Raw genomic sequence first — 10,292 nt, 5'->3', positions numbered from 1 at the left:
TCAGTTCACCTTGCGGGCGTGGTTGGCCCAGTAGGGCGCCTGCACGGCGCGGCGCATGACCTTGCCGTTGGGGTTCTTGGGCAGCTGCTGCACGAATTCGATGTGGCGCGGGCGCTTGAAGCCGCCCAGGCGCTCGGCGCAGAAGCTGTCCAGCGCGGCGCTGTCGCCGGCCAGGCCGGGCTTGAGCACGATGTGGGCGGCCACGGCCTCGCCCCATTTGTCGTCGGGGATGGCGAACACGCAGGCATCGGCCACCGATGCATGTTCGTAGAGCACGGACTCCACCTCGGACGGATAGACGTTGAAGCCGCCGCTGATGACCATGTCTTTCTTGCGGTCCACGATGTAGACAAAGCCCTGCTCGTCCATGCGGGCCAGATCGCCCGTGTGGTAGCGGCCGTTCTTGAGCACCTCGGCCGTCAGCTCCGGTGCGCGCCAGTAGCCCGCGAAGATGTCGGCGCCGCTGACCACGATTTCGCCGATCTCGCCCTCGGGCGCCGGGCGGCCCTCGTCGTCCAGCACCTCGACCAGGGATTCCAGGAAGGGCCGGCCGCAGGAAGCCAGCCGCTCGGGCCGCGACGCGCGCGCCTGCAGGTGGTCCTGCACCGTCAGGCCGCAGACACCGGAGGTGGTCTCGCCCGCGCCGTAGCCCTGGGACAGGATGGGGCCGAAAACGTCCATGGCCTGCAGGATGCGCGCCGGCGCCATGGGCGCTGCGCCGTAACCCAGGCGCAGCAGGTCGGGCAGGGGGCGGTAGCGGCCGCCGATCTCGGCCAGCAGCATGTTGATCATGGTGGGCACCATGAAGGTGTGGGTCACGCGCCGCGCCTGCATCTCGGCCATGAAGGCGCCCGGCTCGAAGCCCGAGAACAGGTGGATGGTCGCGCCCGTGCACAGCGCCGGCACCATCTGCATGCCCGAGGCGTGCGTGACCGGACCCACCAGGCCCAGTACATGGCCGGCCTGCATGCCCTCGCCGCGCATCAGGAATTTGCGCAGCTGGGCCAGGCGGTTGCCGAAGGTCTGCATGGCGGCCTTGAGCACGCCCGAGGAGCCCGAGGTGTAGTGCAGCACGGCCACCTCGTGCTCCTGCACGGCCACGGGCTGGAAGCGGTCGCTGGCGCGGGCGAGCAGGGCCTCGTAGCTTTCGCCGGCGGGGCCGTCCAGCAGCAGCAGGCGCACGTCGGCAGACTGCAGGTGCGGCTTGAAGGCCTCGGCGCGCGCTGCGGTGGTCACGATGACGGCGGCATCGCTGTTGGCCGCGATATCGCCCACTTCGCGCGGCGAAAGGCGTGCGTTGAAGGGCGCCTTGATGAGCCCGGCCTTGTAGCAGGCGATTTCGATCTCCACGATTTCCACGCAGTTGGGCAGGTAGATGCCCACGCGGTCGCCACGGGACAGGCCCAGCGCCGCCAACGCATTGGCCAGCCGGTTGGAGCGCTGTTCCAGCTCGGCATAGCTGATGCTGCGCGCGGCGCTGGTCACGGCCGGCTGCGCGCCGTGGGCCTTGCAACTGCGCGCGACCAGTTCGCCGACATTGGGGATGGGAAGGGAGTGGGAGTGGGAATTGGGGTGGCCTGCGGTGGGCCGGGATGTCTCGTGCATGGCATTCCTTGGCTGAAGCCGCGCGTTTTGCGCGGCGTGCCATGCACTGTTCCAGAAGAGGCCTGGAGCGGGGAAATACCGTTTAGTGATTCAGGCGCATCAGAAAAATTGATGTCCAGATCAACCCTTGCGGTATTTGCTGATGACCCCGTGCCCAGACCCCTGCGGTCCTGCCGTCATGCCTGCTGCCAGCGCGCCTGCCAGATGCCGGCCGTGATCAGTTGCCGGGCCTGTGCCATCAGCGCCTGCTGGACCACCTGCAGTGCCGGGTCGCCGCCGCGGTTGGCCTGCACGGCCAGGAAGTAGCGGCGCAGCAGCGCGGGCGCCGTGACCTGGGCCACGATCCAGCCGTGCTGGATGGCCGTGGGCGCAGCCTTGGCTTCCTCGCGCAGCCAGGCGGGTGCATCGCTCAGCGAGCAGGCGGGCGTGAAGGTGAAGCCTGCGCCGCAGTGGTAGAGCGAGCGGATGACGCGGGCGGAATCGTGTTCGTGGACGATGTTCAGTCGCAGGTCCCGTGCGTCGGCCGCGGCCTCCACGGTCTGGCGGATGGAAAAGCGGCGTGATTGCAGCACCAGCGGCAGCTGGCAGGCGTGGGCAAAGTCCATGTGCGGCAGGCCGCCGTCCGGCGCGGGGCGCAGCAGCGGGGCCACGCTGCCATCGACATCCTGGCCGCAGATGTAGATGGATTCCTCGGCCATGGGCTGCACCTGCATGTCGTGCAGGCTGGCCGTGTCCACAAGAATGGCCAGGTCTGCGCGCCGGTCCAGCATGGCCTTTTGCACCATGAGGCTGAGGTCGTCGAGCACAAAGATGCGTATGCGCGGGTGGCTGTTGCGCAGGCTGGCGATCACGGGGCCGGCCAGCAGGCTGGTCAGCAAAAAGGGCAGGGCGATGGTGACCGAGCCTTCGGGGCCCTGCGGCAGGCGCTGTATGCGCTCGCGCATGGCATCGGCGTCGGACAGCAGCCGGCGTGCGTCCTCGTACAGCTGGGCGCCGGCCGGCGTGGGGGTCACGCCGGCGTGGCTGCGCTCCAGCAACTGGGCGCCCAGCTCGCCTTCCAGCTTCTTGATCTGCGCCGTGAGCGCGGGCTGGGCCACGTACAGCGAGTGCGCGGCGCGCGAGAGGCTGCCCGCCTCCAGCACCGCGATGAAGTAGCGCAGCGCCCGCAGGTCCATCTCAGCCCAGGGGGCGGTAGGTGGGGCGCAGGGCCTCGATGTCGCCTTCGGTCCAGGCGCGAAGTGCCTCCTGGGTGATCAGCAGCACCTGCTCGTCGCCCGAGCTGGTGTCCAGCCAGAACACGGGCAGGTCGGGGAAGGCGGCTTCGAAGAAGTCCTTTTCATTGCCGATTTCCAGCACGACCACGCCTTCCTTGGCCAGTCGCGATGGCAGGTCCAGCAGCAGGCGGCGGATGAAGTCCATGCCGTCGGCGCCGCCGGCCAGCGCCAGTTCGGGCTCGGCCTGGTATTCGGCGGGCAGGCGCGACATGCTGTCGGCGTTCACATAGGGCGGGTTGCACAGCACCAGGTCCCAGGGGCCGGGCAGGGCGGCCAGGCCATCGCTTTCCAGCAGCTGCACGCGCTCGGCGAGTTCATGGCGGTCCACGTTGATGCGCGCCACGGCCAGCGCGTCGGCCGAGATGTCGGCGCCCGTGACCTCGACCTCGGGCCAGGCCATGGCCGCCAGGCAGGCCAGGCTGCCGTTGCCGGTGCACAGGTCCAGCACGCGGCGCGTGCGGTCGGACAGCCAGCCGTCGATGCTGCCGTCGGCCAGCAGCTCGGCAATGAAGCTGCGCGGCACGATGGCGCGCTCGTCCACGTAGAAGGGCACGCCCTGCAGCCAGGCCTCGCGCGTGAGGTAGGCGGCGGGCTTGCGCGTTCGGATGCGCTCTGCGAACAGCTCGGCCACTTCGGCCTGCTGCTGGGCGCTGACGGCCTGGTCGGCCAGGGATTCGGGCGCGCCAGGCGCCAGTTCGCTGTCCAGCGGCAGGCCCAGCTTCCACAGCGTGAGCCAGGCCGCTTCGTCTTCGGCCGTGGCCGTGCCGTGGCCAAAGGCCACGCCGGCCGCCGTGAGCGCTGCGGCGCCCGAGGCCACGAGGTCGGCGATGGTGCTGCCCGAGATGGCGGGAATATTGGCAGGGGTGGGGGCGGATGTCATCGTCGGCTCCTTGGTCGCGTTCAGACGGCCTGCTGTCGCTGCAGCTCCTGGAGCGTGCGGCGGTAAATGTTCTTGATGGGCTCGATGTCGGCCACCACGATGTGCTCGTCGATCTTGTGGATGCTGGCGTTGGGCGGGCCCACCTCCACGACCTGGCTGCAGATCTGGGCGATGAAGCGGCCGTCGCTGGTGCCGCCCGTGGTGGACAGCTCGGTCTCCAGGCCGGTCTCGGCGCGGATGGCCGCCTGCACGGCGTTCACCAGCGTGCCCGGCGTGGTCAGGAAGGGCTGGCCGCCAATGGTCCAGGCCAGCTCGTACTCCAGCCCGTGGCGGTCCAGCACGGCGTGCACGCGCTGCTGCAGCGATTCGGCCGTGGACTCGGTGCAGAAGCGGAAGTTGAAGTCGATGGTCACATGGCCGGGAATGACGTTGGATGCGCCCGTGCCGCCATGCATGTTGCTGATCTGCCAGCTGGTGGGCGGGAAGAAGGCATTGCCCTCGTCCCAGCGCGTGGCGGCTAGTTCGGCCAGGGCCGGCAGGGCCTGGTGGATGGGGTTGCGCGCCAGCTGCGGGTAGGCGATGTGGCCCTGGATGCCCTTGACCGTGAGGCGCCCGCTCATGGTGCCCCGGCGGCCGTTCTTGATCATGTCGCCCGTGCGCTCCACCGAAGTGGGCTCGCCCACGATGCACCAGTCCAGGCGCTCGCCGCGCTCGCGCAGCAGCTCGACCACGACCTTGGTGCCGTCCACCGAGGGGCCTTCCTCGTCGCTGGTCAGCAGCAGGGCAATGTCGAAGGAGGGAGCCGGTGTCTCGGCCAGGAATTCTTCCAGCGCCACGACGAAGGCGGCGATGGAGGTCTTCATGTCGCTGGCGCCGCGGCCGTACAGCTTGCCGTCGCGGTGCGTGGGCACGAAGGGCGGGCTGCTCCACTGTTCCAGCGGGCCGGTGGGCACCACGTCGGTATGGCCGGCAAAGACCAGCACGGGCCGGTCGGCGCCTGTCCCGGAGCGCCGGGCCCAGAGGTTGCGCACGCGAAAGCTGTCGGGGCCGCTGTCGATGCGCTCGCAGGCAAAGCCCATGGGCTGCAGGGCATCGGCCAGTAGTTCAAGGCAGCCGGCGTCTTCGGGAGTGACGGAGGGCAGGCTGATCAGCTGCTCGGTCAGTTGCAGGGTGCGGGACATGGTGGGTGGAATCAAAAAACAAAAAAGTCGGAGGGCCGGCTGCCGCCAGCGTGCTCCGACATTGTGAACGCTGCGGGGCTGGCCGATCAGTTCGGCTTGACTTCCAGCATGATTTCCGTGAACGAGGGCATGTCGTCCTCGCCGGGCGTGGCCAGTTCGGCGAACTGGCTGGACTGCGCTGCATGGCTGGCCTTGACCACGTCGTTTTCCAGGCGCCACATCAGGTTGGTGGGCGAATCGGCGAAGGCCAGGGCTTCGGCGCGGTCGATGCGGCCGGAGCGGACCAGCTGCGCCAGCGCCTCTTCAAAGGTCTGCGAGCCTTCGGCCATGGATTTTTCCATGGCCTCCTTGACGCCCGAGAAGTTGCCGCGCTCGATCAGGTCGGCGATCAGCTTGGTGTTGAGCATGACCTCGACGGCCGGCATGCGGCCGCCGTCCACGGTGCGAACCAGGCGCTGGGAGATCACGCCCTTGAGTGCAGCCGACAGCTCGCCCAGCATGGTGGGGCGGATTTCCTCGGGGAAGAAGGACAGGATGCGGTTGAGCGCGTGGTAGCTGTTGTTGGCGTGCAGCGTGGCCAGGCACAGGTGGCCCGACTGCGCAAAGCCCATGGCCGAGGACATGGTCTCGCGGTCGCGGATTTCGCCGATCAGGATCACGTCAGGGGCCTGGCGCAGCGCGTTCTTGAGCGCGATCTGCAGCGATGCCGTGTCCGAGCCCACTTCGCGCTGGTTGACGATGGAGCGCTTGTTGCGGAACTGGTATTCGATGGGGTCCTCGATGGTGAGGATGTGGCCCGTGAGCTTTTCGTTGCGCGCATCGATCATCGAGGCCAGCGTCGTGCTCTTGCCCGAGCCCGTGGAGCCCACGACCAGCAGCAGGCCGCGCTTTTGCATGATCAGCTCGCCCAGCACGGGCGGCAGGTTCAGCGTGTCCATGGCCGGAATGTGCTGGGCGATGAAGCGGATCACCACGGCGCAGCTGCCGCGCTGGTGCATGGCGCTGACGCGAAAACGCCCCACGCCGCGCAGCGGCACGCCCATGTTGAGCTCGCCCGTTTCGTCCAGTTCCTGCAGGCGTTCGGCCGGCACGATCTCGGCCAGCAGGCTGCGCGGCGCGTCGGGCGGCAGCAGCTGGTTGTTGATGGGCACGCATTCGCCGTTGATCTTGATCAGCGCCGGCGCGTTGACCGCCAGGTAGACGTCGGACGCCTGCTTCTCGCCCATCAGGCGCAAAATCCTCTCCATCGTGCCCATGTTTTCCCCCAAATTCGTGTACTGCCGCTGTTCTTGGATCGTCTGCACGCTCTTGTGACGTGAAACGGGCGTCCGCTGCCTGGTGGCCGGGGACGCCCTCGAGAGTATGCCTTGCTCCATCCCCTGAACAGGGGATGTTTTGGCGCCGCAACCACGCCTTTGGCGCGGTGCGGATGCGGATCAATCGCGCAGCAGGTCGTTCAGGCTCGTGGTGGAGCGTGTCTTGGCATCGACCTTCTTGACGATGATGGCGGCGTACATGCTGTAGCGGCCGTTGTCCTTGGGCAGGTTGCCCGACACCACCACCGAGCCGGCAGGCACGCGGCCATAGCTGGTCTCGCCGGTCGCACGGTCATAGATGGGGGTGGACTGGCCGATGTACACGCCCATGGAGATCACGGAGTTCTCTTCCACGATCACGCCTTCGACGATCTCGGAACGCGCGCCGATGAAGCAGTTGTCCTCGATGATGGTCGGGTTGGCCTGCAGCGGCTCCAGCACGCCGCCCAGGCCCACGCCGCCGGACAGGTGCACGTTCTTGCCGACCTGGGCGCAGGAGCCCACGGTGGCCCAGGTGTCGACCATGGTGCCTTCGTCCACATAGGCGCCGATGTTCACGTAGGAAGGCATCAGGATCGCGCCCTTGGCAACGAAGCTGCCGCGGCGGGCCACGGCCGGAGGCACCACGCGCACGCCGGTGGCGGCGATCTCGGCCTCGGTCATGCCGGCGAACTTGGTGGGGACCTTGTCGAAGAAGTTCAGGTCGCCGGACTGCATCAGCACGTTGTCCTTGAGGCGGAAGGACAGCAGCACGGCCTTCTTGATCCACTGGTGCACGGTCCACTGGCCCACGCCTTCGCGCGTGGCCACGCGCAGCTGGCCGTTGTTCAGGGCTTCGATCACGTGGTCCACGGCCTCGGTCACTTCCTTGGGGGCGGCAGCGGGGGAGAGGCTGGCACGGTTGTCCCAGGCGGTGTCGATGATGGATTGCAGCTGTTGCGTCATATGGCTTTGGTGATCAAAGGGTTTGTGAGGAAAGGGGAGCGCAGGGCTGTCTCAGCGCTGGCGCGATTCTATGAACTGTGCAATGCGCTGGGCGGCTTCCAGGCATTCTGCGGTCTCGGCCACCAGGGCCATGCGCACGCGCCCGGCGCCGGGGTTGCGGCCATTGGCCTCGCGCGCCAGGTAGCTGCCGGGCAGCACGGTCACGCCGGTGGCGGCATACAGCTCGCGTGCAAAGTCGGCGTCGTCCAGGCCCAGCGATTCGGGAATGCCGGCCCACAGGTAGAAGCTTGCGTCGGGCAGGCGCACATCCATCACGCGCGCCAGCACGGGCGTGACCTGGTTGAACTTCTCGCGGTACAGGCGGCGGTTTTCCTCGACATGGGCCTCGTCGGCCCAGGCCGCGATGCTGGCCGTCTGCACCACGGGGCTCATGGCACCGCCGTGGTAGGTGCGGTACAGCAAAAAGGCCTTGATCAGGGCCGCATCGCCCGCCACGAAACCGCTGCGCAGGCCGGGCACATTGCTGCGCTTGGACAGGCTGGTGAACATCAGCAGGTTTTTGTAGTCCGTGCGGCCCAGGCGCTGTGCGGCTTCCAGGCCGCCCAGGGGGGCGGTGCCGTCGAAATAGATCTCGCTGTAGCACTCGTCGCTGGCGATCACGAAGCCGTAGCGGTCGGACAGGGCAAACAGCTTTTCCCATTCGGCCAGCGGCATCACCGCGCCCGTGGGGTTGCCGGGCGAGCAAACGAAGATCAGCTGGGTCTTTTCCCACACGTCGGCGGGCACGCTGTCCCAGTCCACCGCGAAGTTGCGCGCGGCGTCGCTGGGCGCGTAGTACGGCTGGGCACCGGCCAGCAGGGTGGCGCCTTCGTAGATTTGATAGAACGGGTTGGGGCAGATCACGCGCGCGCCGTCCTGGCTGGCATCCACCACCACCTGGGTGAAGGCAAACAGTGCCTCGCGCGAGCCGTTGACGGGCAGCACCTGGGTGGCGGCGTCCAGGGCAATGCCATAGCGCTGGCGTGCCCACTGGGCGCAGGCCTCGCGCAGCGCGGGCTCGCCGGCCGTGGCCGGGTACTTGGCCAGGCCGCCGAGGTCGGCGCTCAGTGCCTGTTCGATGAACGCTGGCGTGGCATGGCGGGGCTCTCCGATGCCAAGGCTGATGGGGCGCACGCCCGCCGGTGGCTGGACCCCGGCGAACAGTTTGCGAAGACGCTCAAACGGGTAGGGCTGGAGTCGGGAGAGCAGGGGATTCATGGGCTCGCATTATGGATTGATGCGCTTTCGGCATGCCGTTGTCACAGGGGGCTGCGGGTCTGCACGCTGGCTTTTTTGCATTCTGTTACCTATTCTGGCATGGTCTCGACTGGGGCCATGCCATCTCGTGTGGCGGGGCCTCGTGAACGGTGAATTCCAGATATCAATGACTAGAGAGGCAATCAGCTATGCAGGCAGGCGCTGGCATGGAAAAAGTGGGAAACAGGCATCGTAAGCATACATCCGGCCCCGGGGCCGGCTTCCTTGTATGCGCCGTGTGGGCATTGGCGGGGCCGCCGCTGGCGCTGGTGGCCGGCTCGGCGGGCATGGGGCCCTGGGTTTGGGGAGCCTTGCTGCTGTGGGCCGGACTGCTGCTGGGCGGCATGCACAGGCTCTGGTCGCGGGTGATCGGCGAGCGCGAATTGCTGCAGCAGGCCATGCAGGGCATCGCCCAGGGCGACCTGAGCCAGCGCGTGACCGTGGAGGCGGCCGCCTCGCAGGAGGGCGTTGGTGCTGTCCAGACGCCCAAGGCGCTGCTGGGAGGCATGGTCACCTCGCTGTCGGGCATGGTGGCCGATGTGCGCAGCAACGCGGCCCTGGTGGCGCAGGCCGGGCAGCAATTGGTGAACGAGCACCAGGCGCTGTCCGATCGCACCGAGCTGCAGGCCACCAACCTGGCCCAGACCGTGGTCAGCGTGGAGCAGTTGAGCAGCGCCGTGCAGCACAACGCCGATGTGGTGGGCGTGGTCCACCACCAGGCCAGCGCCGTGCGCGGCGCCGCCGATGAAGGCGTGGTGGCCATGGGCCGCGCCGTGGAATCGGTGGAGACCATTGAGAACAGCGCCGGGCGCATGCGGGAGATCATCGGCGTGATCGACGGCATTGCTTTCCAGACCAATATCCTCGCGCTCAATGCCGCCGTGGAGGCCGCACGGGCTGGCGAGCAGGGCCGGGGCTTTGCCGTGGTGGCCAGCGAGGTGCGCTCTCTGGCCGGCCGCTCGGCGGAGGCGGCGCGCGAGATTCGCCACCTGATTGGCGATGCGCTGACCCAGGTGGAGCACAGCACCGAGTTGATCCGCACGGCCGGGCGTGGCATGGAGCGCGTGACCGAAGGCATCCGCCAGGTGGCCGAGCACATGGGCGAGCTCTCGCAATCGACCGGCAGCCAGAGCACGGGCCTGGCCGAGATCAGCCGCGCCGTGCACCAGATCGACGAGATCACCCAGCACAACGCGCAGATGGTGGGCCACGCGCTGGACCAGGCACGCGCGCTGCAGCAGCGCGCGCAGATGCTGTCAGGGGCGGTGTCGCGCTTTCGCCTGCAGCAGGGCACGGCGGAGGAAGCCGTGGCCCTGGTCGAGTCGGCCCTGGGCCTGGCGCGGCGCGGCGTGGCCACCGAGGCATTGCTGGCCGCCGTGAACGACCCCGGCCAGCCCTTCCATGACCGCGATATGTACGTGTTCGCCCTGGCCGCCGACGGCAGCTACCGCGCCTTCGGCGGCAACCCTGCGCGTGTGGGCGTGCGCGTGCAGGAGCTGCCAGGCGTGCGGGGTGAGCAACTGTTGGCCGACATCATTGCCCAGGCCGAGCGCGGCCCAGGCTGGGTGGAGTACGACTTCAGAAACCCTGCCACGCAACAGGTACAGACCAAGATGTCCTTCGTCTGCAAGCATGGCGGGCTGTACTGGGGTTGCGGGGTCTACAAGAGCCTGGCGCTGGCTGCGTAGGCCTGCCACGGCCTGCGTGGGTGCCTATGGCGGTCTATGACCATCTATGGGCATCCATAGGCTTGTACTGGCGGGCGTAGGCGGGTCTCGCTGCCCGCCCACATCCA

8 protein-coding genes are annotated in these 10,292 nt (G+C 68.0%); 1 reads left to right on the top strand and 7 read right to left on the bottom strand.

The features are described from left to right. The 7 genes from DA1_RS24400 to dapC all read right to left on the bottom strand — a co-directional run bounded on the left by DA1_RS24400 (position 1) and on the right by dapC (position 8,458). On the bottom strand, positions 1 to 1,605 hold the full coding sequence (locus DA1_RS24400) for an AMP-binding protein (RefSeq protein WP_034393200.1): 1,605 nt from the start codon (positions 1,603 to 1,605) through the stop codon (positions 1 to 3). 176 nt (positions 1,606 to 1,781) lie between these two features. Then, positions 1,782 to 2,780 (bottom strand): LysR family transcriptional regulator, encoded by a 999-nt coding sequence (locus DA1_RS24395; RefSeq protein WP_034393202.1) that lies wholly within the window; start codon positions 2,778 to 2,780, stop codon positions 1,782 to 1,784. A gap of 1 nt (position 2,781) precedes the next feature. Further along, positions 2,782 to 3,759: a 50S ribosomal protein L3 N(5)-glutamine methyltransferase gene (gene prmB, locus DA1_RS24390; protein ID WP_013802545.1), complete on the bottom strand. Its 978-nt coding sequence runs from the start codon at positions 3,757 to 3,759 to the stop codon at positions 2,782 to 2,784. Between the two features lie 20 nt (positions 3,760 to 3,779). Next, on the bottom strand, positions 3,780 to 4,940 hold the full coding sequence (gene dapE / locus DA1_RS24385) for a succinyl-diaminopimelate desuccinylase (protein ID WP_034393204.1): 1,161 nt from the start codon (positions 4,938 to 4,940) through the stop codon (positions 3,780 to 3,782). A gap of 86 nt (positions 4,941 to 5,026) precedes the next feature. Further along, positions 5,027 to 6,196: a PilT/PilU family type 4a pilus ATPase gene (locus tag DA1_RS24380; protein WP_034393206.1), complete on the bottom strand. Its 1,170-nt coding sequence runs from the start codon at positions 6,194 to 6,196 to the stop codon at positions 5,027 to 5,029. Between the two features lie 180 nt (positions 6,197 to 6,376). Next, complete coding sequence (dapD, locus tag DA1_RS24375) at positions 6,377 to 7,201, bottom strand: 2,3,4,5-tetrahydropyridine-2,6-dicarboxylate N-succinyltransferase (protein WP_012205450.1); 825 nt, start codon at positions 7,199 to 7,201, stop codon at positions 6,377 to 6,379. A gap of 51 nt (positions 7,202 to 7,252) precedes the next feature. Further along, positions 7,253 to 8,458, bottom strand: a complete 1,206-nt coding sequence (gene dapC, locus DA1_RS24370) for a succinyldiaminopimelate transaminase (RefSeq protein ID WP_034393209.1) — start codon at positions 8,456 to 8,458, stop codon at positions 7,253 to 7,255. A 188-nt stretch (positions 8,459 to 8,646) separates the two neighbouring features. On the opposite strand from dapC, the gene DA1_RS24365 reads away from it, so the two are divergent. Beyond that, complete coding sequence (locus tag DA1_RS24365) at positions 8,647 to 10,185, top strand: methyl-accepting chemotaxis protein (protein WP_034393212.1); 1,539 nt, start codon at positions 8,647 to 8,649, stop codon at positions 10,183 to 10,185. Positions 10,186 to 10,292 lie beyond the last annotated feature (107 nt).

Source organism: Delftia acidovorans NBRC 14950 (assembly GCF_001598795.1).
GTDB classification, from domain to species: Bacteria; Pseudomonadota; Gammaproteobacteria; order Burkholderiales; family Burkholderiaceae_C; genus Comamonas; species Comamonas acidovorans.
Note: the sequence above shows the minus strand (reverse complement) of the source record. Positions and strands in the feature narration are given on the sequence as shown.

Bases quoted from the DNA above. Each gene is read 5' to 3' on its own strand.
- DA1_RS24400 (WP_034393200.1), bottom strand. From the start codon at position 1,605: ATGCACGAGACATCCCGGCCCACCGCAGGCCACCCCAATTCCCACTCC.
- DA1_RS24365 (WP_034393212.1), top strand. From the start codon at position 8,647: ATGCAGGCAGGCGCTGGCATGGAAAAAGTGGGAAACAGGCATCGTAAG.
- dapD (WP_012205450.1), bottom strand. From the start codon at position 7,201: ATGACGCAACAGCTGCAATCCATCATCGACACCGCCTGGGACAACCGT.
- DA1_RS24395 (WP_034393202.1), bottom strand. From the start codon at position 2,780: ATGGACCTGCGGGCGCTGCGCTACTTCATCGCGGTGCTGGAGGCGGGC.
- DA1_RS24380 (WP_034393206.1), bottom strand. From the start codon at position 6,196: ATGGGCACGATGGAGAGGATTTTGCGCCTGATGGGCGAGAAGCAGGCG.
- dapE (WP_034393204.1), bottom strand. From the start codon at position 4,940: ATGTCCCGCACCCTGCAACTGACCGAGCAGCTGATCAGCCTGCCCTCC.
- prmB (WP_013802545.1), bottom strand. From the start codon at position 3,759: ATGACATCCGCCCCCACCCCTGCCAATATTCCCGCCATCTCGGGCAGC.
- dapC (WP_034393209.1), bottom strand. From the start codon at position 8,458: ATGAATCCCCTGCTCTCCCGACTCCAGCCCTACCCGTTTGAGCGTCTT.